General features: G+C 70.9%; 27 protein-coding genes, 2 tRNA genes, 1 other RNA gene and 1 pseudogene. 19 read left to right on the plus strand and 12 right to left on the minus strand.

All coding sequences use genetic code 11. The annotated features are described in order from the left end of the window. Window positions 1–9: 9 nt before the first annotated feature. Window positions 10–1,053 carry a methyltransferase gene (locus ACH34Q_RS27970; protein ID WP_395986054.1) on the minus strand — a complete coding sequence of 348 codons (1,044 nt, stop codon included), beginning with the start codon at window positions 1,051–1,053 and terminating at the stop codon, window positions 10–12. 233 nt (window positions 1,054–1,286) lie between these two features. On the opposite strand from ACH34Q_RS27970, the gene ACH34Q_RS27975 reads away from it, so the two are divergent. After that, on the plus strand, window positions 1,287–1,712 hold the full coding sequence (locus ACH34Q_RS27975; protein WP_395986055.1) for a hypothetical protein: 426 nt from the start codon (window positions 1,287–1,289) through the stop codon (window positions 1,710–1,712). Window positions 1,713–1,737: 25 nt separating this feature from the next. Here ACH34Q_RS27975 and ACH34Q_RS27980 read toward each other — a convergent pair whose 3' ends face one another. Next, entirely contained in the window at window positions 1,738–2,586 is an 849-nt protein-coding gene (locus ACH34Q_RS27980) for a helix-turn-helix domain-containing protein (protein WP_395986056.1), read from the minus strand. A 90-nt stretch (window positions 2,587–2,676) separates the two neighbouring features. Between ACH34Q_RS27980 and ACH34Q_RS27985 the strand changes: the two genes are divergently transcribed. The 5 genes from ACH34Q_RS27985 (at window position 2,677) to dnaN (ending at window position 8,132) form a co-directional block, all read left to right on the plus strand. Beyond that, window positions 2,677–4,038, plus strand: a complete 1,362-nt coding sequence (locus ACH34Q_RS27985; RefSeq protein ID WP_395986057.1) for an MFS transporter — start codon at window positions 2,677–2,679, stop codon at window positions 4,036–4,038. Between the two features lies 1 nt (window position 4,039). After that, window positions 4,040–4,792, plus strand: coding sequence for an SDR family NAD(P)-dependent oxidoreductase (locus tag ACH34Q_RS27990; RefSeq protein WP_395986058.1), 753 nt, complete (start codon window positions 4,040–4,042; stop codon window positions 4,790–4,792). A 142-nt stretch (window positions 4,793–4,934) separates the two neighbouring features. Beyond that, on the plus strand, window positions 4,935–6,413 hold the full coding sequence (locus ACH34Q_RS27995; protein WP_395986059.1) for a DNA-3-methyladenine glycosylase 2 family protein: 1,479 nt from the start codon (window positions 4,935–4,937) through the stop codon (window positions 6,411–6,413). Next, window positions 6,410–6,910 (plus strand): methylated-DNA--[protein]-cysteine S-methyltransferase, encoded by a 501-nt coding sequence (locus ACH34Q_RS28000; RefSeq protein ID WP_395986060.1) that lies wholly within the window; start codon window positions 6,410–6,412, stop codon window positions 6,908–6,910. Before ACH34Q_RS27995 ends, ACH34Q_RS28000 begins: the two co-directional genes overlap by 4 nt. A gap of 67 nt (window positions 6,911–6,977) precedes the next feature. Beyond that, the gene (gene dnaN, locus ACH34Q_RS28005) at window positions 6,978–8,132 is read left to right on the plus strand and encodes a DNA polymerase III subunit beta (RefSeq protein WP_395986061.1); all 1,155 of its coding nucleotides are present in this window, start codon (window positions 6,978–6,980) and stop codon (window positions 8,130–8,132) included. A 39-nt stretch (window positions 8,133–8,171) separates the two neighbouring features. Here the strand turns inward: dnaN and ACH34Q_RS28010 are convergent, their stop codons facing one another. Next, window positions 8,172–9,170, minus strand: coding sequence for a WD40/YVTN/BNR-like repeat-containing protein (locus tag ACH34Q_RS28010; RefSeq protein WP_395986062.1), 999 nt, complete (start codon window positions 9,168–9,170; stop codon window positions 8,172–8,174). A 70-nt stretch (window positions 9,171–9,240) separates the two neighbouring features. After that, window positions 9,241–9,804 carry a helix-turn-helix domain-containing protein gene (locus ACH34Q_RS28015; protein WP_395986063.1) on the minus strand — a complete coding sequence of 188 codons (564 nt, stop codon included), beginning with the start codon at window positions 9,802–9,804 and terminating at the stop codon, window positions 9,241–9,243. Between the two features lie 51 nt (window positions 9,805–9,855). Here ACH34Q_RS28015 and ACH34Q_RS28020 point away from each other — a divergent pair, with 51 nt between their 5' ends. Both ACH34Q_RS28020 and ACH34Q_RS28025 read left to right on the plus strand, forming a co-directional pair. Next, window positions 9,856–10,536 (plus strand): B3/4 domain-containing protein, encoded by a 681-nt coding sequence (locus tag ACH34Q_RS28020; RefSeq protein ID WP_395986064.1) that lies wholly within the window; start codon window positions 9,856–9,858, stop codon window positions 10,534–10,536. Beyond that, complete coding sequence (locus ACH34Q_RS28025) at window positions 10,536–11,414, plus strand: EamA family transporter (protein ID WP_395986065.1); 879 nt, start codon at window positions 10,536–10,538, stop codon at window positions 11,412–11,414. The genes ACH34Q_RS28020 and ACH34Q_RS28025 overlap by 1 nt, the downstream gene beginning before the upstream one ends. An 81-nt stretch (window positions 11,415–11,495) precedes the next feature. Here ACH34Q_RS28025 and ACH34Q_RS28030 read toward each other — a convergent pair. The 5 genes from ACH34Q_RS28030 to ACH34Q_RS28050 all read right to left on the minus strand — a co-directional run bounded on the left by ACH34Q_RS28030 (window position 11,496) and on the right by ACH34Q_RS28050 (window position 13,783). Continuing rightward, window positions 11,496–11,580, minus strand: a tRNA-Ser gene (locus tag ACH34Q_RS28030). A 10-nt stretch (window positions 11,581–11,590) separates the two neighbouring features. Then, window positions 11,591–12,028 carry a tRNA adenosine(34) deaminase TadA gene (gene tadA / locus ACH34Q_RS28035; protein ID WP_395986198.1) on the minus strand — a complete coding sequence of 146 codons (438 nt, stop codon included), beginning with the start codon at window positions 12,026–12,028 and terminating at the stop codon, window positions 11,591–11,593. Window positions 12,029–12,065: 37 nt separating this feature from the next. Beyond that, entirely contained in the window at window positions 12,066–12,503 is a 438-nt protein-coding gene (locus ACH34Q_RS28040) for a hypothetical protein (protein WP_395986066.1), read from the minus strand. 112 nt (window positions 12,504–12,615) lie between these two features. After that, window positions 12,616–13,101: a tRNA adenosine deaminase-associated protein gene (locus ACH34Q_RS28045; protein WP_395986067.1), complete on the minus strand. Its 486-nt coding sequence runs from the start codon at window positions 13,099–13,101 to the stop codon at window positions 12,616–12,618. 163 nt (window positions 13,102–13,264) lie between these two features. Continuing rightward, on the minus strand, window positions 13,265–13,783 hold the full coding sequence (locus ACH34Q_RS28050) for a hypothetical protein (protein WP_395986068.1): 519 nt from the start codon (window positions 13,781–13,783) through the stop codon (window positions 13,265–13,267). Window positions 13,784–13,996: 213 nt separating this feature from the next. Between ACH34Q_RS28050 and upp the strand changes: the two genes are divergently transcribed. The 8 genes from upp (at window position 13,997) to ACH34Q_RS28090 (ending at window position 20,477) form a co-directional block, all read left to right on the plus strand. Beyond that, a complete protein-coding gene (gene upp, locus ACH34Q_RS28055; protein ID WP_395986069.1) occupies window positions 13,997–14,635 on the plus strand; it encodes a uracil phosphoribosyltransferase in 639 nt (212 codons plus the stop codon). A 311-nt stretch (window positions 14,636–14,946) separates the two neighbouring features. Next, on the plus strand, window positions 14,947–15,207 hold the full coding sequence (locus tag ACH34Q_RS28060; protein ID WP_395986070.1) for a three-helix bundle dimerization domain-containing protein: 261 nt from the start codon (window positions 14,947–14,949) through the stop codon (window positions 15,205–15,207). 72 nt (window positions 15,208–15,279) lie between these two features. After that, window positions 15,280–15,438, plus strand: coding sequence for a hypothetical protein (locus tag ACH34Q_RS28065; RefSeq protein WP_395986071.1), 159 nt, complete (start codon window positions 15,280–15,282; stop codon window positions 15,436–15,438). A 10-nt stretch (window positions 15,439–15,448) separates the two neighbouring features. Further along, window positions 15,449–15,964 (plus strand): PH domain-containing protein, encoded by a 516-nt coding sequence (locus ACH34Q_RS28070; RefSeq protein ID WP_395986072.1) that lies wholly within the window; start codon window positions 15,449–15,451, stop codon window positions 15,962–15,964. Between the two features lie 377 nt (window positions 15,965–16,341). Then, a complete protein-coding gene (locus tag ACH34Q_RS28075; RefSeq protein ID WP_395986073.1) occupies window positions 16,342–17,790 on the plus strand; it encodes a helix-turn-helix domain-containing protein in 1,449 nt (482 codons plus the stop codon). A gap of 168 nt (window positions 17,791–17,958) precedes the next feature. After that, a complete protein-coding gene (locus tag ACH34Q_RS28080; RefSeq protein ID WP_395986074.1) occupies window positions 17,959–18,669 on the plus strand; it encodes a FadR/GntR family transcriptional regulator in 711 nt (236 codons plus the stop codon). 81 nt (window positions 18,670–18,750) lie between these two features. Continuing rightward, entirely contained in the window at window positions 18,751–20,022 is a 1,272-nt protein-coding gene (locus ACH34Q_RS28085; RefSeq protein ID WP_395986075.1) for a CynX/NimT family MFS transporter, read from the plus strand. Between the two features lie 143 nt (window positions 20,023–20,165). Then, window positions 20,166–20,477, plus strand: coding sequence for a type II toxin-antitoxin system VapB family antitoxin (locus ACH34Q_RS28090; protein ID WP_395986076.1), 312 nt, complete (start codon window positions 20,166–20,168; stop codon window positions 20,475–20,477). Here ACH34Q_RS28090 and ACH34Q_RS28095 read toward each other — a convergent pair. The 3 genes from ACH34Q_RS28095 to ACH34Q_RS28105 all read right to left on the minus strand — a co-directional run bounded on the left by ACH34Q_RS28095 (window position 20,474) and on the right by ACH34Q_RS28105 (window position 23,134). Further along, complete coding sequence (locus ACH34Q_RS28095; protein WP_395986077.1) at window positions 20,474–22,537, minus strand: MMPL family transporter; 2,064 nt, start codon at window positions 22,535–22,537, stop codon at window positions 20,474–20,476. The genes ACH34Q_RS28090 and ACH34Q_RS28095 overlap by 4 nt on opposite strands. Before the next feature lie 145 nt (window positions 22,538–22,682). Then, a tRNA-Ser gene (locus ACH34Q_RS28100) sits at window positions 22,683–22,767 on the minus strand. A 10-nt stretch (window positions 22,768–22,777) separates the two neighbouring features. Next, complete coding sequence (locus ACH34Q_RS28105; RefSeq protein ID WP_395986078.1) at window positions 22,778–23,134, minus strand: DUF952 domain-containing protein; 357 nt, start codon at window positions 23,132–23,134, stop codon at window positions 22,778–22,780. A gap of 69 nt (window positions 23,135–23,203) precedes the next feature. Here ACH34Q_RS28105 and ffs point away from each other — a divergent pair. The 3 genes and pseudogenes from ffs to ACH34Q_RS28120 all read left to right on the plus strand — a co-directional run. After that, window positions 23,204–23,299, plus strand: an RNA gene (gene ffs / locus ACH34Q_RS28110) — signal recognition particle sRNA small type. A gap of 39 nt (window positions 23,300–23,338) precedes the next feature. Further along, window positions 23,339–25,435, plus strand: a complete 2,097-nt coding sequence (locus tag ACH34Q_RS28115; protein ID WP_395986079.1) for a DNA polymerase III subunit gamma and tau — start codon at window positions 23,339–23,341, stop codon at window positions 25,433–25,435. Window positions 25,436–25,586: 151 nt separating this feature from the next. Further along, window positions 25,587–25,934, plus strand: a pseudogene (locus ACH34Q_RS28120) (YbaB/EbfC family nucleoid-associated protein); the annotation flags it as partial. Window positions 25,935–26,016 lie beyond the last annotated feature (82 nt).

Below are 26,016 nucleotides of genomic sequence, written 5' to 3' on the forward strand. Positions count from 1 at the left end.
CCCTACGGGTCACCTCGCCGCGGTCAGCCGCCAGAGCGAGGTCACCTCGGCCGCCCGCGCCGCATGCAGCCGGTCCTCGGTATCGAAGACCCGCGGATGCTGCGGCCTGGCGTCCAGCCGCCCCACGACCTCCAGGCCACCTGCCGCAACGGCGTCGAGCAGCTCTTCCCGCGACCGCAGGCCCAGGTGCTCGGCCAGATCCGACAGGATCAGCCAGCCTTCCCCGCCCGGCTCGAGATGCTCGGCCAGCCCGCTGAGGAACGCCTTGAGCATGCTGCTGTCCGGGTCGTACACGGCATGTTCGAGCGGCGAGCTAGGCCGTCCAGGCACCCAGGGCGGATTGCACACGACCAGGCCCGCCCGCCCGGGCGGCCACATGTCGGCCTCTACGACTTCGACGTTCACCTCTAGCCGAGTGACGTTCTCGCGGGCACACGCAAGCGCGCGCGGGTCCTGGTCAGTGGCCACTACCCGTTCAATGCCACGCCGTGCCAGAACGGCCGCGAGCACACCCGTCCCTGTGCCGATGTCGTACGCGAGCCTCGTTCCCTCTGGAACGGGCGCTTCGGCCACCAGGCCGACGTACTCGCCCCGTACAGGAGAGAAGACGCCGTAGTGCGGATGGATCCGTTCCCCACCCAGGGCCGGAATCTCCACACCCTTCCGGCGCCACTCGTGAGCCCCCACCACACCCAGCAGTTCGCGCAGGGAAATCACGTAGGGCTCGTCCACCGTCCCGTACGCCTCGACACAAGCCTCCGCGACATCCGGCGCGCGTCGCAACGGAATCACATGCCCGGCCCCTACAGGAATCAGCAGCATCCCCAGGATTCGAGCCCGCTGCCCCTGCGCCTGCCGATGCAGATGGAACGCCTGTACCTGCGACGGCTCCGTGGCCTTCCGCTTCTTGCGCTTGGGCGTATCCACGCGCCGCGTCATGGCCTGAAGCAGCTGCTTCGCGTTCTGGAAATCCCCACGCCACAGCAGCGCGGTCCCCTCGCAGGCGAGCCGGTACGCCTCGTCGGCCTTCGTCCGGTCATCGGCCACCACCACCCGCAGAGGCGGAGCCGCACCGCTCTCCGACCGCCACAGCGCCGACCGTGCCTCGCCGTCCTCCACCCACTCGGCAACCGGCTGCGATCCCTCGGCCCCTCGGGCGTCCGTCCCCATCCTGGAATTATCCCTGCTCACACCACCCCACCGACCGCCAGAGGCACCCGCACGCAGCAGGGCGCCACAGCGTTGCGGGCCGCTCGAAGCATCTGATCGGGATAAAGTCCGCCGTCATGAGCTCCCCCCGGGCACGGACCAAGGCGATCACCTATGTCTGCCTCTGGGGCGGATCGCTGATCCTCGGGCTGATCTTCACGATTCCCTACGCGCGAGCCCAGTCGTCGGGTATCCCCACGACGGCGACGGTCGGGGAATGCCGCCTCGTCGATGAGAACGGCGCGGCTCCAGGAAGCTCTGGACGGGTCTGCACCGGCTCCTGGGAAATCGATGGTCGACAGCGCTCTGGAGAGGTCACCGGCCTCGGAGTGAGTGACCACGAGGGCGGCACCGTCCGGGTACGCGTGGTCGGTGAAACGGCCTATGTCGAGACCACACGGGTCGGCCCGCTGGTGGTGTTCGCCCTGACAGGAGGGGGCCTGGGAGTCGTCCTCCACATCGGCATCTGGTTCACGTTCCGGAAGCACGAGAGGGAATCGTGACATCGGAAAGGCGCGGCCGGCTATTTCAGGGCAGGTCGTTGCTCGGGGTCTGGGTGGCGGTTTCGGCGAGGTCGTTCAGGGCCTTTTCGTACGGGGAGCCTGGCTCGGCCGCATAGAGCATGAGGCGGCTCAGGTCCGGGTCGCCTGGCAGGTGCAGCGTTTCGTACGGGAGCACGAGCAGACCCGCCTGAGGGTGGTGGATGCGGGCTTCGCCGTGGGTGAGGTCGGTGACCTGGTGGGCCGACCAGAGGCGCCGGAAGTCCTCGCTGCGGTCCAGCATCGTGTCGATGAGGGCCTTCAGGTGCGCGTCGCCCGGATTCTCTCCTGAGCGGTAGCGCAGGTGGGCGACGTTGCGCTGGGCGACCGGTAGCCAGTTGTCGTCCAGGCGGGCGCGGTAGTCCTCGTTGAGGTGGATCTGGTGCGTCCAGGTGCGCTCGTCAGGCGGGACGTTGGCGAGGTCCACGAAAACGGCCGCCGTCAGGCGATTCCAAGCCACCACGTTGGTGTAGTGGCCCACCACGTAGGCGGGGGCGTGGGTGATGGAGTCCAGCAGGTGCTGGAGGGGTGCGCGCAGGCGCGGCGGGGTCTGGCGGGGCTCTGTACGGGGCGGATGCGCGAGGCGGTGCAAGTGGGCTTGCTCGTCCGGGGTCAGCTGCAGGGCCTGGGCTATGGCGTTGACGATTTCGGTCGAGACGTTGTCGGCGAAGCCCTGCTCCAGGCGGATGTAGTACGCGACGCTCACTCCGGCCAGCTGGGCTAGCTCCTCGCGGCGTAGGCCGGGGACTCGGCGGCGCGCCCCGTACGAGCGCAGGCCCACATCACCGGGTTGCAAGCGCGCGCGGCGCGACTTGAGGAACTCGCCCAGTTCGGTCATGTCCGTGAGCGTAACCGCAGGGTGTCACTGCCAGTGGTACGAAAACCGGGGGGCTGGGTGGGCTGAGCCGTTCACGTGAGGGTGAACGGCATGACCACAATGACGACCGCGGCCGTGCCCCAGAGGGCGCGGATGGATTCGCGGCAGAAACTGATCCTGACCCTTCTGCTGGGCGCGCAGTTCATGCTCGCCATCGATTTCTCCATCCTGAACGTGGCGTTGCCCGTCGTCGGTGAGGGACTGGGCTTCGGCCTGGGCGGGCTGCAGTGGATCGCGACGGCGTTCGCGTTGCCGGCCGCCGGGTTCACCCTGCTGTTCGGGCGGATCGCAGACCTGGCCGGGCGGCGCCGGATGCTGCTGACGGGCATGGCGCTACTCGCCGTGGGATCGCTCGTGGGCGGCCTGGCCACGTCTCCTGCGGTGCTGCTGACCGGGCGGGTCCTGCAAGGGCTGGCGACGGCGATCGCCACTCCGGCGGCGCTGTCGCTGCTGACGACGTCGTTCAGGGAAGGGCACCTGCGGTCCCGGGCGCTCGGGCTCAGCGGGGCGCTGATGTCGGCCGGGTTCACAGTGGGCGCGGTGCTCGGCGGGGTGCTGACCGACCTGCTGAGCTGGCGCTGGGCGTTCCTGGTGAACGTTCCGGTGGCGCTCGTCATCCTGGTCCTGACACCCATGGTGATCAAGGAGAGCCGGGCGGCGGAACGGGCGAGGCTGGACGTTCCGGGCGCGGTGACGGTCACCGGCGGCCTGCTGTTCCTGGTGTACGGGATCACCGGTGGTAGCCCGGCCGCGCTGGCGGCCGCGGCCGTGCTGCTGATCGCGTTCTGGATCGTCGAGCGGCGGGCGAATGCTCCGCTGGCACCGCCGCGCGTGCTGACCAAGCGCACGGTGACCTGGGGGAACGTCGGCGGGTTCGTCGCGTTCGCGACCGAGACCTCGCTGGTCTTCCTGATGACCCTCTACCTGCAGCAGGTGCTCGGATACTCGCCGTTGATCACCGGGCTGGCGCTCGGAGTGCTGGGCGTGGGCACCGTCGCGGGCGGTGTCGCCGCTCCCCGGATCCTCGCGCGGATGGGCGGCCGGTGGACGCTGGTGTCAGGGCTGCTGCTCCAGGCCGCCGCGACGCTGGCTCTCCTGGGACTGGGTGAGACGCGGGCTTCGCTGGGATTGCTCCTGGTCGCGACGGCCGTGGGTGGTTTCGGAAACCTGGTGGCGATCGTGGCGTTCATGGGGATCGCTACGTCCGGCCTGCCGGACGGGGAGCAGGGCCTGGCGACCGGCCTGGCCACCATGACGCAGCAGGTCGCGATCACTCTCGGCATCCCGATCATGAGCGCGGTCGCCACGGCGCGCGGCGATGTCCTGGCGGGCATCCACACCGCGACCCTGGTGAACGCGGGACTCGTCGTGCTCGGCGCCATCGTCGTCGGCACGTTTCTCAGGAGGAAGTGACATGGACCTCGAACTGAACGGCAAGGTCTTCATCGTCACCGGCGCATCGGCCGGCATCGGCGAGGCGACGGTTCGGATCCTGAACGAAGAGGGCGCGCACGTGGTCGGGGTCGCGCGCGGCGGAGACGTCGCCGCGGACCTGCGCGACCCGGCCGCGGCCCGGCATGTCGTCGACATCGCGCTGGAACGCCACGGCCGCCTGGACGGGCTCGTCAACAACGCGGGAGCCTTGGAGTCGCGCATCGGCTTCCTCGATGTGACCGACGAGCAGTGGCACGCCACGTTCGAGCTGAACTTCCACGCGGCGGTACGGATGGCGCGTGCGGCCCTGCCCGCCCTCATCGACCAGGGAGCGGGCAGTATCGTCCACGTCTCCAGTGAGGCGGCGCGCTTCCCGGACACACCTCTGGTCGACTACGCGGCCTCCAAGACCGCACTGCTGTCGGTCTCCAAAACCCTGGCGGGGGAGTTCGGTGCTTGCGGGATCCGCTCCAACGTCATTTCCCCTGGGCCGACCCGTACGCGCCTGTGGGACGCCCCAGGGGGATTCGCCGAACAGCTGGCGGCGCAGTACGGGCTCCCAGTGGAAGAAGCCATCGAACGCTTCGTACGGGACGAGCGACGCCTTCCGACGGGCCGGCTGGGCACGCCGGACGACGTCGCCCGGGTCATCGCGTACCTGCTGTCCCCGCTGGCCGTACAGGTCACCGGGGCCGAATGGGCCGTTGACGGCGGCGCCCTACGCCAGCTCTGAACGATCACCACAGCCTCGCCGCTCACTGGGCCCAGCTCCCAGGTGAAGCGCGCGAGGCTGTGGTGTGCGTCCGGGATATGGGCCGGGGTTCATGTCGGATTTCCGCTAGTGAAGTGCGGTGGCCATCGGCGATGGTGGAGGCATGCACGAGGACGTGGAACGATGCGTACGAGCGGTCCAGTCGAAGGACGCGCGCTTCGACGGCTGGTTCTACACGGGCGTCGTGACCACCGGCATCTACTGCCGCCCTAGCTGCCCAGTGGTGCCGCCCAAGCCGGAGAACATGCGGTTCTACCCGAGTGCAGCCGCCGCCCAGCAGGCGGGATTCCGGGCCTGCAAACGCTGCCGCCCCGACGCCAGCCCCGGCTCCCCTGAGTGGAACCACCGCGCGGACGTGGTGGCTCGTGCCATGCGGCTGATTGCGGACGGGCTGGTCGACCGTGAGGGCGTGCCAGGCCTAGCGGACCGCCTCGGCTACAGCACCCGGCAGATCGAACGGCAACTGCGCGACGAACTAGGGGCAGGGCCACTCGCCCTGGCACGAGCCCAGCGCGCGCAAACGGCCCGCCTGCTCATCGAGACCACCGCCCTGCCCATGAGCGACATCACCTTCGCGGCGGGCTTCGCGAGCATCCGGGCGTTCAACGACACCGTCCGCGAGGTTTTCGCGCTCACTCCCACCCAACTCAGGGACCGCGTAGCGAAGGGACATCCCTCCGGGGGTTCCGGAACGTTGTCCCTGCGGCTGCCGTTCCGCGCTCCCCTGTGCCCGGACAACCTGTTCGGGCACCTGGTGGCCACCGCCGTCCCCGGCGTGGAGGAATGGCGAGACGGCGCGTACAGGAGAACCCTCCGCCTCCCCCACGGGCACGCCATCGTCGCACTGACACCGCAACCGGACCATGTCGCATGCTCGCTGTCCCTCACCGACCTGCGCGACCTCACCATCGCGATCAGCCGATGCCGCCGCCTCCTGGACCTCGACGCGGACCCGATCGCAGTGGACGACCTCCTGCGTACGGATCCCGTCCTCGCGCCCTTGGTGGACAAGGCACCGGGACGCCGCGTACCCCGTACAACCGATCCGGACGAGTTCGCCGTACGAGCAGTGCTCGGCCAGCAGGTCTCGACCGCAGCGGCCCGTACACATGCAGCGCGCCTGGTAACAGCGCACGGAGAACAAGTAACCGACCCCGCAGGCGGACTCACCCATCTCTTCCCAGACCCCACGGCCCTCGCAGAACTGGACCCACTACGACTCGCTTTCCCCCAGGCCCGCCGTACGACCCTGACCACACTGGTCGCCGCCCTCGCCCAAGGGGAAGTCGACCTCGGCCCCGGAAGCGACTGGGACGAGGCCAAAAACAAGCTCTCGGCCCTCCCCGGATTCGGCCCCTGGACCATCGAGCTGATCGCCATGCGCGCCCTAGGCGACCCTGACGCGTTCACCCCGACCGACCTCGGAATCCGCGCAGCCGCAAGGGACCTGGACCTCCCCACGACACCCGTTGCGCTGACCAACCGTGCCGCAGCCTGGCGCCCTTGGCGGGCCTACGCCGTTCAGTACCTGTGGGCCACCGGCGACCACGCCATCAACCATCTCCCCGGAGGAAGAGCATGACCCGTACGCACACCGTCCTGGAGAGCCCGGTCGGTCCCCTCACAGCGGTGCTGACCGACGGCGCCCTCTCCGGCCTCTACATGAACATGCAACGGCACCGCCCACCGGAAGAGACCTTCGGCCCACCCGCCGACGACGACGCCCCGTTCACCCCCATCGCCGAACAGCTCCAGGCCTACTTCTCCGGAGAGCTCACCACCTTCAGCCTTCCCCTGGCCATGCAGGGCACCTCGTTCCAGCAGCGCGTATGGGCTGCCCTCCAGGAGATCCCGTACGGCGAGACCACCTCGTACGGCGAGATCGCCCAGGACCTCGGCAATCCGAACGCCTCCCGCGCCGTCGGACTGGCCAACGGCCGCAACCCGATCAGCATCATCGTCCCCTGCCACCGCGTCGTGGGCTCCACCGGCGGCCTCACCGGCTACGGCGGCGGCCTCGACCGCAAGCGCCACCTGCTCGACTTCGAACGCCGGACGAAAGGGGCATCTCTCTTCTGACAGCGCGTAATGTCAGCCCGGGCGGCTAACGTTCTGCTGCACAATCTCGCGGTACGGAGGGGGCACGATGGAGTTCCGGGTCGATCGGCAGGCACTGGCGGACGCGGTCGCATGGGCGGCGCGTACGCTGCCGTCGCGCCCCGCCCTCCCCGTCCTGGCGGGCATGCTCATCGAGGCCGCCGACGGCGAGCTCTCCCTCGCCGGTTTCGACTACGAGGTATCCGCGCAGGCCAAGCTCTCGGGTGAGGACGTCACCATCACCGAGCCCGGCCGGGTCCTGGTCCCCGGCCGGCTGCTGGCCGAGATCGTCCGCAACCTCCCGCCGCACCCGGTCGACATCGCGGTCAAGGGCAGCGAGGTCGTCGTCACCTGCGGCAGCGCCGAGTTCGGCCTGCTGCCCCTGCCCGTGGAGGACTACCCTGCCCTCCCCGTACCGCCAGGACGCGCCGGCACCATCCCCGGCGACGTCTTCGCCGCCGCCGTCGCCCAGGTCACCCCCGCCGCCGGCCGCGACGACACCCTCCCGATGCTGACCGGCGTCCGGATCGACTTCGAGGGCACCACGATGCGGATGGCCTGCACCGACCGCTACCGCATCGCCGCCCGCGAGCTCTCCTGGACGCCCGCCGACCCCGAATTCACCGCCGGCATCGTGGTCCCCGCCCGTACTCTCGCCGACACCGCCAAGGCGATCCGCCCCGGCGCCGAGGTGGCCCTCGACCTCACCGGCACCGGCGACGCCCTGATCGGCGTCTCCGGCGGCGGCCGCAGCATGACGACCCGGCTCCTGGACGACCAGTTCATCGACTACCGGTCCCGCCTCACCGGCACCTGGACGACCACCGCCCGCGTCCGCGTCGCCCCGTTCGTCGAGGCGATCAAGCGCGTCGCCCTCGTCACCGAACGCAACACCCCCGTCCGCCTGGCCTTCACCCCGGGCGAGGTCCGCGTCCGAGCCGCCTCAGGCGATGCCGCCCGCGCCAACGAGAGCCTGCCCGCCCTCCTGGCCGGCGAGGAGATCGACATCGCCTTCAGCCCCCAGTACCTCCTGGACGGCCTGGCCGGCGTCGACACCGAGTTCGCCCGCCTCGAATGCACCGGCCCCACCAAGGCCGCCCTCCTCACCGCCGTCCCCGACAAGAACGCCGACGACGCCGACCCCGCGTCCGACACGGGCGAGAACACCGGCTTCCGCTACCTCGCCATGCCCGTCCGAATCTGACCACCCTTACCCACTGCGTTCGCGACAAGCGACGAGCCGCTAGGCGAGGAGCGCGGCTCGCGAAAAGCCATCAATACTCCCGACTATCCAGATTCCGCCGTCTTGGGCGGCGGAGGCTAGCCAGACGGCTGTTTCGCCTGGGGGCTGGGGGGACGTGGTGAGGGTCCAGCGTTGGCCGTCGTAGTGGGCCAGTTCGCCGCCGCCGCCCGCGACCCATAGGTCGTCGGGGGTGCGGGCGGTGATGGTGTTGGCGGCGGTCACGGGAGTCTTGGTGTTGCTCCACTTGCGGCCGTTCCAGTGCAGGACGCGGTCGCGGCCTACGGCCCAGGCTTCGGAAGGGGAAAGGGCGACGACGTCGCTGAGGGGGAAGCGTGTGGTGGGGCTGGGGACGCGCGTCCAGGTGTGGCCGTCGTAGTGCATGATCAGCCCGGCGCGGTCGGCGGCGCCTACGGCCCAGAGGTCGTCGGGGGCGGTGCCGGAGACGGCGAGGAGCTTGCCCTTGGTGATCGAGGGCAGGGAGGCGGGTCGCCAGGTGTTCGCCGACCAGTGCAGGGCCACGGGGCCTGAGGGGCCGCCCCAGGGGAGGCCGTGGCCGACGGCCCAGGCTTCTTCGCCGATGAACGTGACGTCGGTCAGGACGTAGCCGTCGGTGTCGGGGTCGGCCCGTTCCCAGGAGGTGCCGTTCCAGTGCTGGATCAGCGGGACCTCGGTGCCGGCCACGCGGTCGTAGGCGCCGCCCACGGCGATGGCCCGGCCGGGGGCGGCGGCGATGCCCTGGAAGCCGGCGCCGATGTGGGACGGGTCGGGCGGGGGCGCGGGCGCGTTGGTCCAGGTCGTGCCGTCCCAGCGGGCGATCAGGGGGTGCTGCTCGACATGGCCGGTGACCCAGACCTCGGTGGGGGACGCGACGGCCACTCCGGCGAGCAGGTGCGGGGCCTGCGCGACGGTGGGGGAGACGATCTGCCAGCCGGTGTCGGAGCGCAGGGCCATCACGGCGCCCGTGACCCGGGCGCGGCCCGAGATCTCTTGTCGGTTCACCGCTGGGGGCCTCTCAGGTCGGGGTCGCACACTCTCTTAACGCATCCACGTCGTTGGCCCGTTCCAGGGGTCACAGGTCCATGACGGCGAGGACGAACCGTAGATCGTTCTCTCCCGTGTTGCCGTACGAGTGGGGGCGGTCACCGACGAACACCGCCGCGGTGCCGGGCCTGATCACGTCGCTGCGGCCGTCCACGGTCAGGGTGAGGACTCCTTCCTGCACGTACACGATCTCCTTGGTCCCGGGTACGTGGGCGTCGCTGTCCCTGATCTCCCCGGGACGCAGTTCCCAGCGCCACAGCTCCAGGGACGGCCGGGGATCGCTGCCGCCCAGGAGCGTGCCGGTGCCGCCTGCGGGGCCTTCCCAGAGGACGACGTGCCGTTCCGGCGGGAACACCCGTACGGGTGGGTGCTCCTCGACCTGGACGAGCCGGGTCAGCGGTACGCCCAGCGCGTCCGAGATGCGAATGAGCGTACCCAGATTGGGATTGCCGCGCCCCTGCTCGAGCCCGACGAGCACGCCCTTGCTGACCCCGGCGCGGCCGGCGAGTTCGTCCAGGCTCCAGCCGTGTCCGGCCCGCAGCGCCCGTACGGTCCTGGCCACGGCCTCGCCGATGGCGTCTTGATCGCTCACGTGCTCAACCTTAGGGTGCGGTCGTTAGGATGATATATAGAGTTCATTAAAATGACCGGCACGGAGTCGACCTGGAGGAGAACGATGCTGGAGCGGATCGTCATCGACGAGGCCGTACGCGAGTTGCGGCCGGATGCCGTCGTACTCGCCATGACCGCTGAAGGCCTGGTCAACGGGCCGAGCGACGTGGCCGACTGGTCGGTCAAGGCGGCGGCGGAAGACGCCCACGTGGAGGCCTGGCGCGAGGCCTACCGTTCCTTTGGCGCCAAGCCGCAACGGACCCGCTCCTCCGTGGACGCCCTCCTGCGTAGGGCGGACTCCCTGCCCGCCATCAACAAGGTGGTGGACGCCTACAACGCCATCAGCGTCGAGTACGTGCTCCCGGTAGGCGGCGAGGACCTCGACGCCTACGTGGGTGCCGCCCGGCTCGTACGGGCCACAGGGGACGAGCCGTTCGACACCGTCGCGGGCGGTGAGCCCGCCGTGGAGCACCCCCTGGTGGGCGAAGTGGTCTGGCGGGACGACGCGGGAGTGACCTGCCGACGGTGGAACTGGCGGCAGTGCGTCCGTACGCGCATCACCGAATCGACCAGGAACGCGCTCTTCCTCCTCGAACGCCTTGAGCCGTACCCCCTGGAGCGGCTCCAGGAGGCGGGGGACGATCTGGCCGCGCGACTGCGCGCGTTCAGCCCGGACGTGCGGATCGAAAGCCGCGTCATCGGCGGCGTGTAATGGTGACCGTACTGGCGCTGGGGGCGGCCCTCGCCTACGGCGTCGCGGACTTCCTCGGCGGCGCGGTCGCGCGGAAGTCGAGCGCGCTCAGGGCGCTGGCCTGGTGCGTTCCGGTGGGGTTCGTGGTGGTCCTGATCGCCGCGCTGCTGATCGGCGGCCGGCCCACCTGGCCGTCCCTGGCCTGGGGCTTCGGCGCGGGACTGGCGGGCGGGATCGGGCTGATCACGTTCTACCGGGCGCTGGCCCGCGGGCCGATGAGCGTCGTCGCGCCGGTCTCCGCGCTGGCCTCCGCCGTCCTGCCGGTCGGCGTCGGCCTGTTCCGCGGTGAACGCCTGGACGCCACCGTGCTGGCCGGAGTCCTCCTGTGCCTCGCCGCGATCGGCCTGGTCAGCATGGAGAAGGACGCCGAGGCCGGGGACGGCGAGGCCAGGGGACCGGGACGGTGGTTCGACAGCGGGCCGCTGATGGCCGGGATCTCCGGGGTCTGCTTCGGGATCTTCTTCACCCTGCTGGAGACCGCCGGTGACCAGGGCGGGCTCTGGCCGCTGGTCGCGGCCCGTACCGGCAACCTCGTCGTGATCGGCGCGGCGCTGCTCGTCGTGATCCGGATGCGCGGCGCGATCCCCGGCCCGCCCATCTCGGGACGGGTGCTGATCGGCCTAGCGCTGCTGTCGGGAGCGCTGGACGCCTCCGCGAACGGGCTGTACTTCGTCGCCGCCCAGCAGGGCATGCTCAGCCTCGCCGCGGTCCTGACGTCGCTGTACCCGGCCATCACTGTCCTGCTGGCTCGGATCGCCTACAGCGAACGGCTCCGCGCCGTACAACGGCTCGGGCTGGCCGTGGCGGTCGCCGGTGTGGCCCTGGTGACGATGGGTTAGACCACTCCCAACGTGGCGCCTCCAAGGGGCACCGACGAAAAAGCCCCCTGGAGTCGTCCAGGGGGCTTCGTTCTTGCTCGGCGGTGGTGGTGGGATTCGAACCCACGGAAGGTTGCCCTTCACACGCTTTCGAGGCGTGCGCCCTCGTCCACTAGGCGACACCACCGCGGGAGAGCCTACCCGACTCTGCGGCGCGCGAAGAACTCGGTCAGCAGTGCACCGCACTCGTCGGCGAGCACCTCGGCGAAGACCTCGGGACGGTGGTTGAGGCGCCGATCCCGTACGACGTCCCAAAGAGAGCCCACGGCACCGGCCTTGAGATCGATCGCCCCGTACACGATCCGGTCCACGCGGGCCTGTACGGACGCACCCGCGCACATCGTGCACGGCTCCAGAGTCACGACCAGCGTGCAGCCGCTCAACCGCCATTCACCCACGAAGGAGGCGGCGGCGCGCATCGCGACGATCTCGGCGTGCCCGGTGGGGTCGGCCGTACGTTGGCGGTCGTTGTGCCCCCTGCCGATGACCTCGCCTGAGGCGTCCAGGACGACGGCGCCGACGGGTACGTCCCCGGCCTCGCCGGCCAGCCGGGCCTCGTCCAGCGCGAGCCGCATCGGCGCCTCGAACTCCGGTTCGTCGATCACGTGTTCGTCAATCACGGAGACGGTCGAACTCCTCGCCGAAGCCGGCCAGCTCGGCGACCGTCAGCAGCGCGTCCCCGGGCAGCGCGCGGTCGCCCAGCTCGCTGAGCCGCTCGCCGGCGACACCGAGATCCTCAAGCAGTGCCGGGTCGCCGCCGGCGTCACCGTCGGGGATCTCCCCCACGAGCTGGTGGAACAGGCTGCTCATCCCGTCCTCGCGGATGGTGGAGACGAACGCCTGCGGCTCGCTCTCCCCGTCCAGGCGGAGCACGGCGAACCAGTCGTCGTCCTCCTCGATCAGCAGCAGGACGGGGTCGCCGTAGGACTCCACGGCGGCCTCGCGCATCAGATCGGCGACGTCGTCGATTCCCTCGACCTCGGCCAGCACGGCCTCGGTCCCCACCCAGCCCTGCTGGGTCTGCGCGAAAACGGCGGCGAAGAAGGACACCCGCTCATTGTGACCCACGGGATTGCGCCGGTCACACCCTTAGGGCGCGCCGGATCGTGTACGAAGGGTGATTCTCACCTGTCGCCGGTCGCGGAGCGGTGCGGTACGGGAGTCAGGCGATGGCGTCCAGGGCCCGCTCGAAGGCGGTGGCGAAGCCGATCCGGCCGGCGACGCTCAGCAGCATCTCGTCCGGATAGAGCTCCAGATCGCCGGAGATCGCGCCCAGCTCCATCTCGTCCAGGCCCAGATCGGCGAAGATCGACATATCGCCGACCGGCAGCACCTGGTCGAGTTCCTCGTCCTCCGGGATCGGGATGTCCAGATGCTCCAGCACCTGCCCGGCCAGCGGCCAGTCGACCGAGGCCGTGACATCGGAGAGGAAGACCATCACCTCGTCGGCGAGCAACCGGATCGCCACGAAGAAGTCGTCGCCAACCGACACCAGCCCGATCGTCCCGGCCAGGCTGGGCTGCTGCCGCAGCGCATGGATCAGCCCCGAGAGGTCCTCGGTCAGCGCTACGGGGAGGACTTCCGCCTCCCAGCGCTCGTCCTCCCGGTACACCACGACGGCGAAGTCCGTCGCGTCCACATCCGTCATTTCCACCCCACCGGCGCCGTTGCTGCCTGGGCATGCTCCCAGATGCGGCGCGCTCTCGTGCCCCCCACGCCCAAACTCGGTCCCTTGACCGGATGTGAGGCGAGCAGACAGCGCCGCCCGCCGGCGCCCCGGACGAATCTACTCGCATCCCTCCGCCGGGGCTTCAATGCAGCCGGAACGTACGGCGGCGCAGCGCGGCGTGGATCCGGGCCCGTCGCGCACGGTGCGGTGTCACGCGCTCCCGAAGCTCGCGGGCCTCGGCGAGTTCGCGCAGGAAGATGGCGCGGCGGCGCAGATGGTCGCGGACCTCCTCGGAGGAGATGTCCGGGGAGGTGGAAGCCGGCGATTCCTGGTCGTCCGGGCGCGGCTCGCGGCCTTCGGCTCCGGCCTCGCCGGCCCGGCCCTCGCCTCTCCTGGCCTCGCCCGTTCCGCCCTCATCCGTTCCGGCCTCGCCCGTCCCGGCCTCATGTCCGGTCGCGCCGGACCTGCGGGCCGCTCCGGACTCGGACACCTCGGATCCGGCCGCGTCCGCGTCCGCCTCCTGCTCCGCCTCGGAGCCGGCCGCTTCGGTACGGGCGCGCCCGCGGGTCCGCCTGGCCTTCGCACGGGCGACGGTGACCTCCAGGAAGGCGTCATCGGCCGACGCGTAGCGTTTCGGCTGCTGGTCGCGATCACGGGTCATATCGGCATCGTGCCCCGCTCAGCGGGCTCCTATCCTTCTGGGTCCCCGGTCCTGGACGTACCAGGAAACCATCCCAGGTCGGCGCGGAACATCCGGGGCCACCCGACGCCACCGGACGTCTTCCGACGCTACCGGACGCCATCCCCCGGCAGCCGCCGCAGGACCGGGCCGCCGCCGTGGGACCGGACGGCCAGGCGCGGGTACGGTGAGCGCATGCAGACCCACGCCGTCGACCATCCGCTCGTCGCGCACAAGCTGACCACGCTGCGGGACGTCACCACCGACTCCCCCACGTTCCGCCGCCTGGCCGACGAGCTCGTCACGCTGCTGGCCTACGAGGCCACCCGTGACGTCCGGGTCGCCGAGGCCACCGTAGAGACGCCGCTGGTGCCCGCGCAGGGCGTGCAGCTCGCCAGCCCCAAGCCGCTCGTCGTGCCGATCCTGCGCGCCGGCCTGGGCATGCTGGACGGGATGACCCGGCTGCTGCCCACCGCCGAGGTGGGCTTCCTCGGCATGATCCGGGACGAGGGCACGCTGCAGGCCCAGACGTACGCGACCCGGCTGCCCGAGGACCTCTCCGGCCGCCAGTGCTACGTCCTGGACCCGATGCTGGCGACCGGCGGGACGCTGGCCGCCGCGATCCAGCTGCTGCTCGACCGGGGCGCCGACCATGTCACGGCGATCTGCCTGCTCGCCGCCCCGGAGGGGCTGAAGTACATGGAGCAGGCGTTCGAAGGGACCCGGGTGCCGATCCGGGTCGTCACGGCCGCGGTCGACTCGCACCTGAACGAGCAGGGCTACATCGTGCCCGGGCTCGGCGACGCGGGAGACCGCCTCTACGGCGTGGTCTGACCCACCCGGCCTCCACGGCCCCGCTCAGCCCCACCCCACCCCACGCCTCAAGCCCAACGCCCCGCTCAGGCCCACGTCTCGCCTCACATCCCGTCGCGCCCATGCCCAGGTCACGCTCATTCGGGCATGGGCGTGACTTCTCGTGCGCGCGCGCCACAGGTCTCCTAGGGAACCCAGATCGCGCGATGTTCGCGCATAGGTCACCCTGGGTAATAAGCAGCCACGGAACGTCATTGATCGTTCCCTCCGCCGCCCCGGCATACAGGGGACCGTTCGGGACCGGTGCGGCGAGCGAGGCTCGAGGAAGCGTTATGGCTCATCAAGGGGACAGTGGACCGCCCGGGTACGAGGAGGTCGGCGACCGCCTCACCAAGGAGTTCGCCGGCGTCCACCCCGCCGAGACGGTGGCGCGCTGCGTCGCGGCGGCTCGGCACGGGGCGGAGGAGGTCACCGGGGCCGCGACCCCGGATCTGGTCGAACGGATCGCGCGCAAGCACCTGCAGGTGCTGGCGATCGTGGCGGCGGAACGGCGGCGGCAGGGGACACGCCCGTCGCTGGGGAACGCGCCATAGTCCTTACTTTGCGGCACATCGGGGCTGTGGGAGACTGAGCCGGGGTCTGTGGGTCATCTCCGGGAGGCAGCCTTGCCCGCCAAGAAGTACTTCACGTGGGCTGCGGTGGCCTTCGTGGCGTTCTACGTGATCAAGCAGCCGGACGGGGCGGCTCGTTCGGTCCAGAACGCGGCCGTGGGCATCGCCTCGGCGGCGGGCTCCTTCGCCACCTTCGTCACAGAGCTCACGTGAGAGGGCGTCCATGCGGCTGGTGACGCCCGGCGACTCCGCCCCGGCTTCGGTCAACAAGTACCTGCTCCCGCACGAGACCCAGGTGATCACGGTGCGGCGGCATCCCGCCGTGCTGATGCTGCCGGTCGGCCTGGTGCTGGCCGGGCTGATCATCGCGGGCGTGCTGAGCAACACGGTCGCGCAGGTGACCGCCTGGATCTGGTGGGGCTGGCTGATCCTGCTGGCGTGGTTCGTCTGGCAGGTCGCCGAGTGGTCGGTCGACTACTTCGTGATCACCAACCAGCGGATGCTGCTGACCACCGGGCTGATCACCCGGAAGGTGGCGATGATGCCGCTGGCCAAGGTCACCGACATGAGCTTCCGCCGTACGATCACGGGCCGGATGCTCGGGTACGGGGAGTTCGTGCTGGAGTCCGCGGGCCAGGACCAGGCGCTCAACAAGGTGGACTACCTGCCGTACCCGGAGCAGCTCTATCTCGAGGTCTGCGAGATGATCTTCCCGAACAAGAACCCGACCGAGGACTGACCCGGTCCACTCGGTACCAGTGCACGCGGTACCGGTCCACTCAGTACCGGTCCACTCGGGCGAACCGGCCGACTTCTCTGGGCGATTTGGCTGCTTTGTACGGGATTTTCGGGCCTGAGAGCCCCGAATTAGGGGCATCGCCGTCCGAACGACATCCGAGCGGCTACGGTAAGGGAGGATTCCCTGAGAGTGCGGCTGATCCCCGACCCGGCGTGGCCCGACGCCCCCCGGTCGCGGGCACTGGCGAAGGGCTGAGGCCGGACCCGTCCAGGTGATCCGATGTCGTGTCGCTGCATTGCACACGATGTGCGTTAACCCACAATGTGCAATCATGTCGGCACCCCAGCCGCCTGTTTACTTCCGCTAAGTGAGTCCACATGCCGGGTCCAGGCAATGTCGGCGAACGTGTCCGCAACCTGCGGCTGACCAGACGCCTCTCGCAGGCACAGCTCGCCGGTCACGACCTCTCCGACAGCTATATCTCGTTGATCGAGTCCGGAAAGCGCACCCCCACGCCGACCGTTCTGCGGATGCTGGCCGAACGGCTCGGCTGCACACCGGAGTACCTCGCCGAGGGTGTCGAGCCGGAGCAGCGCGCCCATCTGGAGGTCCGGGAGCGGCACGCGCACCTGGCCCTGCTGGCCGGCGACCCCGTGACGGCGGAGAGCGGCTTCGACGACGTGCTCGCGCGCAGCGACGATCCCGACCTCACGTCCAGGGCCCGCTGGGGCCGCGCTCGCGCGCTGGAGGAGCTCGGCCGTACCGACGAGGCCATCGCGCTGTTCGAGGAGCTGCGCGAGCAGGCCGAGCGCGACCCGGGACGGGCGAGCTGGCTGCCGCCGGTGATCGCGCTGGCCCGCTGCTACCACGCGGTCGGCGACCTCGGCCAGGCGGTGGCGCTCGGCGAACGCGCGCTGGCGCGGCTGCGCCATCTGGGCCTGCGGGTCGGGCACGAGTACACCGAGGTGGGCCGGATCCTGCTGCTGGCCTATGTGGACCGCTCCGATCCCGTCCGGGCGCACGCCCTGGGGCGGAGCATGCTGGCGGCCACCCGCGATGGGGATGAGCCCGCGGACCCGGCCAGGTGCTACCAGAAGGCCAGCGCGAAGGCCCTGGACGAGGGTTCGGTCGGCGACGCCCTCTACTTCGCCGACCAGGCGCTGACGGCGCATGGCGGCGTCACCCCCACGCTTGCCCAGGCCAGGCTCAACCTGGCCGGCGCCAAGGCACTGCTGCGCGGCGTCGCGCCGTTCTCCAAGGAGGGCACGGAGACCCCCGCGGTTCCCGGACGCCCGCAGAACGAGACCGCCGGCGTGGCCGCGGCCGAAGAGGCCATGGAGCTGTTGCAAGGCACCGTCGCCCTGGAAGGGGCCGAGGGCACCGAGAGCACCATCGAACGTGCGCGCGCCTTGGTACTGGTGGGCCACCCCGAGCAGGCGATCGCGCTGCTGGAGGAGTTCCTCGACACCGGCAGGGCACTCGCCGCGCCGCCGTCCGACGACCCCCACCGGGTGAGCACCACGACGGTGGGCGATCTGGCCGCGCACATCCGCAAGACCACCCACGCCCGTGCTGTTCTCGCGCGCGCGCGCCTCGCACAGCAGGATCAGACGGCGGCGCTGGTCGTCCTGCGTTCCGCCGTAGGCGACCTTGACCGGCTTCCTCCAGGACGGCCGGTCGCGCAGTTGCTCCGGGAGCTGGGCGAGCTGTTCGAGGTGGCGGGTGACGGCAAGGGCGCCACCACCGCCTACCGGCAGGCACTAGAGGCCGCAGGGCTGCGCCCCGCACGCGCCCACAACAACGAACGCAACCTCGGCCGCGTGTAGCGCTCTCCTCGTTGACTCGTGGCGTGTTCGCCCTTCCTGAGCCGCTAAAAGGCGAACACGCCACGAGTCGACAGAGCCGTCGGGACGGTGCGCGGGAATAAAGCCCGGCAGGCATCCTTTGATAGAGACATAGGATGATTGGGTGAATCGGGTACCCCTGGAGGAGTCTTGACCCTGCGCACAGCGCGCCGCTCGTCCCTCGTCGAGCAGGTCATCGACCAGCTCCGGGGCGAGATCGCCGCCGGGACGTGGCCGGTGGGCGCCAAGATCCCGCCGGAGCCCGCGCTGTCGGAGAGCCTCGGCGTCGGCCGCAACACCGTCCGCGAGGCCGTCCGCGCGCTGACCCACGCCGGCCTGCTGGAGTCCCTGCAGGGCGACGGTACGTACGTCCGGGCCACCAGCGAGCTGTCCGGGGCCGTACGGCGCCGGCTGCAGACCGCCGAGCTGATCGAGATCCTCGAGGTACGGCGCGGGTTCGAGGTGGAGGCCGCCAGGCTGGCCGCGGCGCGCCGTACCTCCGACGACATCGCCGCGATCGGCGCGGCGCTGGCCCGCCGGGACGCGACCTGGGCCGCCAGGGCGCTCGACGACTTCGTCGAGGCCGACCTGGAGTTCCACACGGCGGTCGTGGAGGCCACCCACAACCGGGTGCTCATCGAGCTGTACCGCGACTTCAGCGCGGCGCTGCGGGCCAGCATCGGGTCCGCGGGCTTCCGGCCCGAGCAGTCCGACGTCCCGCACGGCCCGATCGCCGCCGCGATCGGCTCCGGCGACGCCGAGGCCGCCGCCCACGCGACCCACATCTGCCTGGACGAGATCCTCCGTTCGACCGAGGCGACACTCTCCGCCGCCCTGGCCCCCCGTCCCGAAGCCCGCTAGCCCGGACATCCGCACGCTGCGCGCCGTCCCGCTGGAACGTTCCGCAGCCGAGAACCACTCTCCCCGCTCATTGAAGGCGACATGACCTCCTCTCCACCCATCACGCGCGCCACCGCGGTGTGGACCTTCGCCGGCCTCGTGCTGCTGACGGTCAACCTGCGGGCGGCCATCACGAGCATCGCCCCGATGCTCGCCGACGTGCGGACCGCGTTCGGGCTCTCCGGCTTCGAGGTCAGCGTCCTCACCACCCTCCCCGTCCTGTGCCTGGGCATCTTCGCCGCCATCGCGCCCCTGCTGGCGCGCCGGATCGGCGCCGAGCAGGCCATCGCCCTCGCGCTCGTCCTGGTCACGGCCGGCATCGTGCTCCGGGTGATCCCGGCCCGTTCCGCGCTGTTCGTCGGCACCGTCATGGCGGGCGCGGGCATCGCGATGGGCAACGTGCTGTTCCCCGCCGTGATCAAGCGCGTCTTCCCGGCCAAGGTCGGGGCCCTCACCGGGATGGCGATGATGCTGATGGCCACCAGCGGCGCCATCGCCGCCGGCCTGGCCGTCCCCCTGAACGAGGCGGGCGGCTGGCGGCTCGCCCTGGCCGTCTGGGCCGTTCCCTCGCTGGTCGCCGTCCTCATCTGGGGCCCGCTGGCCCTGCGCGGTGCGCGCCGTACCGCCAAGCCCGCACAGGCCCCGCCCCCCTCCACACCCGCTCAGGGGTCGCTGCTGCGGGCGCCGCTGGCGTGGTTCGTCACGGCGTTCATGGGCCTGACCTCGCTGATGTTCTACGTGCTGCTGTCCTGGCTGCCCGAGATCATGCGCGACCACGGGTACTCGGCCGCCACGGCGGGCTCGATGGTCTCGGTGATGATGATCATCGGAATCCCGCTGGGCTTCGTGATCCCGGTGCTGGCGGCGCGGATGCGCGACCAGCGGCCGCTGATCGGCGTGATCGCCATCACCATGGTCGCGGGCCTGCTGGGCCTGCTGCTGGCGCCCACCCAGGGCTGGCTCTGGGTGACGATCATCGGCCTGGCCACGGGCAGCGCGTTCCCGTTCGCCATCACGCTGCTGAACCTGCGCTCGCCGAACGCCACGGTCGCCGCGAGCCTCTCGGGGATGGCGCAGTGCGGCGGCTACCTGCTGGCCGGCCTCGGCCCGCTGGCGGTCGGCGTCCTGCACAGCGCCACCGGCAGCTGGGACGTCTCGCTGATCCTGCTGCTCGTCCTGGTGATCCCGCAGCTGGGCTTCGGCCTGCTGGTGGCCCGTCCCGGTTTCGTACGGCCGGTCACCAGGCACGGCGAGCCGCTCGTCGAGCCCAAGGACATGGTGGCCCCCGTACCGGAGAACGCCGTCTCGCGCTGAACACCCGGCTGCCGAACACCCGACCGCCGAACACCGCGGCCGCCGACCTGTGGAGAAGCGGTTGACCGCAGGCCGCCGGCGGGATGACCGGGGCGGTTGAGCCATCCCTTCTCCGGTCCGACCCGACGCCGTAGACTCGAAGGGTGATCTTCAAGGCGGTAGGCGACGGGCGGCCCTATCCCGACCATGGCATGACGTCCCGCGAGTGGGCCAAGATCCCGCCGCGCCAGGTACGGCTGGACGAGCTCATCAGCACCAAGCGGGAGCTGGACCTCCAGTCGCTGCTGGCCAAGGACTCCACCTTCTACGGCGACCTGTTCCCGCATGTGGTGCAGTGGCGCGGCGAGCTCTACCTCGAGGACGGCCTGCACCGGGCCCTGCGTTCCGCCCTGCACCAGCGGACGGTCCTGCACGCCCGCGTGTACGACATGGACGCCGCCCCGCCGCAGCCCTAGGAACGCTTCGCGGGCCACCACACGGCGGGGCCGATGTCGCGGGCCAGCGCGGGCACCAGCAGCGAACGGATGATCAGCGTGTCCAGCAGCACGCCGAACGCGACGATGAACGCGATCTGCGCCAGGAAGGCCAGCGGGATCACCACCAGCGCCGCGAACGTGGCGGCCAGCACCACCCCGGCCGAGGTGATCACCCCGCCGGTGGCGGTGAGCCCGCGCCGGATGCCCTCCCGCGTCCCGTGCACCAGCGTCTCCTCGCGGACCCGCGTCATCAGGAAGATGTTGTAGTCGACTCCTAGCGCGACCAGGAAGACGAACCCGTACAGCGGTACCGACGCGTCCGTCCCGGTGAAGCCGAGCAGTCCCTGGAACACCAGCGCGGTGACGCCGAGGGTGGCGAAGTAGCCGAGCGCCACCGTTCCGACCAGCAGCAGTGGCAGCAGGACGGCGCGCAGCAGCGCGAACAGAATGATCAGGATGATCACCAGTACCACCGGCGCGATCACGTTGCGGTCGCGGGTCGCGGTGGCCTGGGTGTCCACCTGCTGCGCGGTGTAGCCGCCGACCAGCGCACCCGCGTCCGGTACGCCGTGTACGGCGGTACGGAGCCTCTTCACGGTCCGCTTGGCGGCATCGCCGTCCGCCGCGCTCGCGAGCGTGACGTCGATCCGCACCCGGCCGTCCACGACCTGAGGCTCGCCGGCTCCGGGCCGTCCGGCGGTGGTGACGGGAGCGGCGGACGCGACGCCGGGAACGTTCCCGGCGACCCTGGTGACGTCGTTCACGTACCGGGCGTCCGCGATCACGACGGCCGGGTCACCGGTGCCGCCGGGGAAGTGCTCGCTCAGCACCCGCTGCGCCTGGACCGAGGGCGCGTCGTTCACGAACGTCTCGTCCAGCGGCAGGCCCTCCGCCTTGAGCGTCGGCATGAACGCCGCGCACACCAGCAGCGGGATCAGGGTGCTCATCCAGATCCGGCGCGGACGCGCGTCCACCAGGGCCGCCACCCGCCGCCAGACGGCGTGCCCCTCGGCCCCAGGCCCGGCGGGACGGGCGGGCCAGTACGCCACACGCCCGAACAGCACGAGCATCGCCGGCAGGAACGTCAGCGTGCTCAGCACCGCGCACGCGATGCCGATGGCCCCGACGGGCCCCAGCGCCTTCGTGTTGGTCAGATCGCTGAGCAGCAGCGCCAGCAGGCCGAGCGCGACGGTGGACGCGCTCGCGATGATCGCGCCCGCCGATCGCCGCGTCGCCGCCATGATCGCGGCGAACCGGTCCTTCCGTACGCCGAGTTCCTCGCGGAAGCGCGAGGTGAGCAGCAGGGCGTAGTCGGTCGCCGCCCCGATGACCAGGATCGACAGCATGCCCTGCACCTGGCCGTCGACGCGCACGACGTCGCGGGAGGCGAGCGCGTACACGATGGCGCAGACCAGGGCAAGCGCGAACACCGCCCCGACGATGATGATCAAGGGAAGCAGGACGCTGCGATAGACCAGCAGCAGGATCAGCAGCACCACCCCGAGCGCGACACCCAGCAGCAGCCCGTCGATCCCCGCGAACGCGTCCTTGAGATCGGCCTGCGTGGCGGCGGGGCCACCGATGTGGACGCTCGTTCCCCGCACCCCGGCCGCGGCCTGGCGGATCTTCTCGATGCTCGGCTCCACCTGGTCGCCCAGATCCGGGCGCAGCGGTACGACGCTCCGCATCGCCCGCCCGTCCTCGGACGGCAACGCGGGCGAGACCGGCCCAGCGAGCTCCGGAGCCCCCTTGAGGGAGGCCAGCGCGCGGGTCGCCGCGCCCTGCACGTCCGGCGTGATCTTGCCGTCGCGGGACTCCCACACCACGATCGCGGGCACGGCCTTCTCCTGCTGGAAGGCCCGCTGCGCCTCGTTCACCCGGGTGGCCTCGGCACTCTCCGGGAGGAAGGCGGCCTGGTCGCTGGTGGCCACCTCGCCGAGCTTGCCGGCGTACGGGCCCAGCGTTCCGCCGATGCCCAGCCAGACGATGACCAGCAGCAGCGGCACCGCCCAGCGGGCGCCTCGTGTCGTGTTCGCCATCGGCTCTTTCTTTCCTGAATCTCGCCGATTACGTCACGGCCGAGGGCCGACTCGGCGACGGAGAGCACGGAAAGCAGCGACGGGGAGCACGGAAAGCACTGAGGGCGGCACCCCGGTGGGGTACCGCCCTGAGTCGCCGTGCGAGCGGAGGATACGAGATTCGAACTCGTGAGGGCTTGCACCCAACACGCTTTCCAAGCGTGCGCCCTAGGCCACTAGGCGAATCCTCCGCGGGTAAGCCTACCGGCTCGCGGGCAATGACCGGACATCGATTACGGCAGCCGGCGGGATCGGGCCGTAGATGTGGGGGAAGAGTTCGTCGCCCGCGGGCTCGTACCGTACGGGGGCGTCGAGCCTCGCGACGTCGATCACCAGCAGGACCAGGCTCGTACGGTCGACTCCGGTGTAGAACCGCGCCAACACGCCCTCGACCTGGGCGAGGTCGGACGAGCAGTGGACGAAGCCCTCCTCGTCGAGGGTCCGGCCCAGGGTGGACATGGCGTACGACACACCCGTGTCGCGCGCCGATTCCCAGTGCCGGCGTTCGGCGATGTGCAGGAGCGTCTCCTGCGGTGACGGGGGTTCGGGGGCGGGCATGAAGCCGGAGCCTACGCGGCGGTCTCGGGATCCGTGCGCACCCGCCCCCGCGAATGCCATAGACTTTGGGCAGACCCCTCGCACGGCGTCACCCTGTGAACCTCCCCAGGGCCGGAAGGCAGCAAGGATAAGCAGGCTCTGTCGGGTGTGCGGGGGGTCCTTTTGGCTTCTGACGCTCTGCTTCGCAAGGAGGGCGGACCCCCGATGAGTCTGGCTCTGTACCGCAAGTACCGGCCAGCGACGTTCGCCGAGCTCAAGGGACAGGAGCACGTCGCAGAGCCGTTGCAGCAGGCGCTGCGCAACGGGCGGATCAACCACGCGTACCTGTTCAGCGGTCCGCGCGGCTGCGGCAAGACCTCCAGTGCCCGGATCCTGGCCCGGTCCCTGAACTGCGAGAAGGGCCCGACGCCCGATCCCTGCGGCACCTGCGACTCGTGCGTGGCCCTCGGCCCCGGCGGCAGCGGTCACATCGACGTCATCGAGATCGACGCCGCCTCGCACGGTGGCGTGGACGACGCGCGGGACCTGCGCGAACGGGCCTTCTTCGCGCCCGTGGCGGCGCGCTTCAAGGTGTACATCATCGACGAGGCGCACATGGTCACCCGCGAGGGCTTCAACGCGCTGCTGAAGCTGGTCGAGGAACCGCCGCCCCATCTGAAGTTCGTGTTCGCGACCACCGAGCCGGAGAAGGTCATCGGGACGATCCGGTCCCGGACCCACCACTACCCGTTCCGGCTGATCCCGCCCGGCGTGCTGACGGAGCTGGTCGAGGAGATCCTGCGCGCCGAGGACGTCCCGTACGAGACGTCCGCGCTGCCGCTGGCCGTACGGGCCGGCGCCGGCTCGGCCCGGGACACGCTGTCGATCCTGGACCAGCTGCTGGCCGGCTCGGACGAGAAGGGGATCACGTACGCGGGCGCCGTCTCGCTGCTCGGCTTCACCGACTCGTCGCTGCTGGACGAGGTGATCGGCGCGTTCGCGGCCCGCGACGGCGGCGCGGTGTTCGCCGCGATCGACCGGGTGATCGAGAGCGGCCAGGACCCCCGCAGGTTCACCGCCGACCTGCTGGAACGCGTCCGCGACCTGGTGATCCTGTCGAACGTCCCGGAGGCAGGCGGCACGGGGCTGCTGAACGTACCGCCGGACGAGCTGGAGCAGATGCGCCGCCAGGCCGACTCGCTCGGGCCCGGCGACCTGGCGCGTACCGCCGACCTGCTGCACACCGGGCTGACCGAGATGCGCGGCGCGATGTCGCCCCGGCTGCTGCTGGAGATCATCTGCGCGCGGATCCTGCTGCCCGCCGCGTACGAGGACGAGGCGTCGATGTTCGCCCGGCTCGACCGCCTGGAGCGCCAGGTCGCCCAGGGCGGCGGCGGTGGCGGTTCGGCCGGCAGTTCGGGTGGCAGCGGTCCCGCGCCGGCCTTCGCGGCCGCGCCGGCTCCGCCCCAGGCGGCGCCCGTTCGCCCCGTACAGCCTCAGGAGCAGCCCTCCCGTCAGGAGCCTGAACGCCGCGCTCCCGCGCCCCAGGCGCAAGAGCGGCAGGCTCCGGAGCCCCAGGCCCAGGAGCGGCAGGCTCCGGAGCCGCAGCAGCGCCAGGCTCCGCCACGCCGCGAGGAGCAGCCTCCGCCGCCCCAGGCCGAGGCCTCGTCCTCCGGCCAGGCGGACGGCGGGATGGACGTCGCGGCGGTACAGCGGCTCTGGCCGGACATCATCGAGGCCGTCAAGGGCAAGAGCAAGGTCGCCTGGATGGTGATCATGTCGGGCGTACGGCCGATCACCCTGGACCACAACCTGCTCACGCTGTCGTTCGAGGCCGAGGGCGCCCGGACGAACTTCACCAACGGCGGCCGCGACGTCGTGCTCCGCGAGGTGCTCAAGGAGCGGATGGGCGTCGAGTGGCGGATCGACACCGTCCTCGGCGGCGCGCAGCCCTCAGGGCAGGGCGACGGCGGCCGTGGCGGACGTTCCGGCGGCAGGACCGGCCCTTCGGCGAGCTTCACGGGGGCCTCCACGCCCGCGTCGCCTCGTCCCGGTGCCGGGACGCCGCAGCCGCCCGCACGGCCCGAGCCGCCCGCCTCCACGCCGGCGCCCGCCGCCCCCGTACGGGATCAGGCGCCCCCGCCGCCGCGCCATCCGCCGCCGGACGAGCCGCCTCCGCCGCCCGAGCCGATGGACGAGCGCGAGGAGGTCGACCCGGTAGGGGACGCCGACGCCGACGGGTCCGAGCTGGAGGCCGGCGGCATGGCGCTCATCCAGCGCGAGCTGGGCGGGCGGATCATCCGTGAGATCGACAACACCTGAGCGGGGATCGCCGGACGGATGCCGGTACGTATCGGATCCGGAGCGAAACCCGTAGTCTCGGGAAGACAGACGTCCGATGGTCGGCGGGTCGCCGAGGACAGGGTCCCTCGGGGGCCGGAAGGAAACGGAGCACGCCGTGGAACCCGGTGGTTTGAACATCCAGGATCTCCTGGCGCAGGCACAGCAGCTCATGTCCGCGCAGCAGGAGCTGGCGGAGGCCGAGGTGACCGGCAGCGCGGGCGGCGGGCTCGTCACCGCGACGGTCAACGGGCAGGGCGAGGTGACCGGCCTGTCCATCGACCCGAAGGCGATCGATGCCGACGATCCGGCCGAGACCGCCGACACGATCGCGGACCTGGTGCTGGCCGCCATCCGCGACGCCGGACGCGAGGTCGCCGAGCTGCAGCAGTCCACGATGGGGCCGCTGGCCGCCGGGCTGGGCGGCGGGATCCCGGGCCTCGGCGGTCCCGGTGAGGGGATGCCGGGGCTTCCCGGCATGCCGGCCATGCCCGACCTGCCGGGCTTCCCGGGCTTTCCCGGTGGTCCCGTCCAGGAGGTCACCGGCCCGGACGAGGACGACG

This window comes from Actinomadura sp. 9N407, from assembly GCF_044326315.1.
GTDB lineage: Bacteria > Actinomycetota > Actinomycetes > Streptosporangiales > Streptosporangiaceae > Spirillospora.

Coding starts and splice junctions, on each gene's coding strand:
- ACH34Q_RS28075 (WP_395986073.1), top strand. CDS start 16,342: ATGCCGGGTCCAGGCAATGTCGGCGAACGTGTCCGCAACCTGCGGCTG.
- upp (WP_395986069.1), top strand. CDS start 13,997: ATGCAGACCCACGCCGTCGACCATCCGCTCGTCGCGCACAAGCTGACC.
- ACH34Q_RS27975 (WP_395986055.1), top strand. CDS start 1,287: ATGAGCTCCCCCCGGGCACGGACCAAGGCGATCACCTATGTCTGCCTC.
- ACH34Q_RS27980 (WP_395986056.1), bottom strand. CDS start 2,586: ATGACCGAACTGGGCGAGTTCCTCAAGTCGCGCCGCGCGCGCTTGCAA.
- dnaN (WP_395986061.1), top strand. CDS start 6,978: ATGGAGTTCCGGGTCGATCGGCAGGCACTGGCGGACGCGGTCGCATGG.
- ACH34Q_RS28070 (WP_395986072.1), top strand. CDS start 15,449: ATGCGGCTGGTGACGCCCGGCGACTCCGCCCCGGCTTCGGTCAACAAG.
- ACH34Q_RS28045 (WP_395986067.1), bottom strand. CDS start 13,101: ATGACGGATGTGGACGCGACGGACTTCGCCGTCGTGGTGTACCGGGAG.
- ACH34Q_RS27990 (WP_395986058.1), top strand. CDS start 4,040: ATGGACCTCGAACTGAACGGCAAGGTCTTCATCGTCACCGGCGCATCG.
- ACH34Q_RS27995 (WP_395986059.1), top strand. CDS start 4,935: ATGCACGAGGACGTGGAACGATGCGTACGAGCGGTCCAGTCGAAGGAC.
- ACH34Q_RS28095 (WP_395986077.1), bottom strand. CDS start 22,537: ATGGCGAACACGACACGAGGCGCCCGCTGGGCGGTGCCGCTGCTGCTG.
- ACH34Q_RS28025 (WP_395986065.1), top strand. CDS start 10,536: ATGGTGACCGTACTGGCGCTGGGGGCGGCCCTCGCCTACGGCGTCGCG.
- ACH34Q_RS28115 (WP_395986079.1), top strand. CDS start 23,339: ATGAGTCTGGCTCTGTACCGCAAGTACCGGCCAGCGACGTTCGCCGAG.
- ACH34Q_RS27985 (WP_395986057.1), top strand. CDS start 2,677: ATGACCACAATGACGACCGCGGCCGTGCCCCAGAGGGCGCGGATGGAT.
- ACH34Q_RS28020 (WP_395986064.1), top strand. CDS start 9,856: ATGACCGGCACGGAGTCGACCTGGAGGAGAACGATGCTGGAGCGGATC.
- ACH34Q_RS28060 (WP_395986070.1), top strand. CDS start 14,947: ATGGCTCATCAAGGGGACAGTGGACCGCCCGGGTACGAGGAGGTCGGC.
- ACH34Q_RS28105 (WP_395986078.1), bottom strand. CDS start 23,134: ATGCCCGCCCCCGAACCCCCGTCACCGCAGGAGACGCTCCTGCACATC.
- ACH34Q_RS28000 (WP_395986060.1), top strand. CDS start 6,410: ATGACCCGTACGCACACCGTCCTGGAGAGCCCGGTCGGTCCCCTCACA.
- tadA (WP_395986198.1), bottom strand. CDS start 12,028: ATGCGGCTCGCGCTGGACGAGGCCCGGCTGGCCGGCGAGGCCGGGGAC.
- ACH34Q_RS28085 (WP_395986075.1), top strand. CDS start 18,751: ATGACCTCCTCTCCACCCATCACGCGCGCCACCGCGGTGTGGACCTTC.
- ACH34Q_RS28050 (WP_395986068.1), bottom strand. CDS start 13,783: ATGACCCGTGATCGCGACCAGCAGCCGAAACGCTACGCGTCGGCCGAT.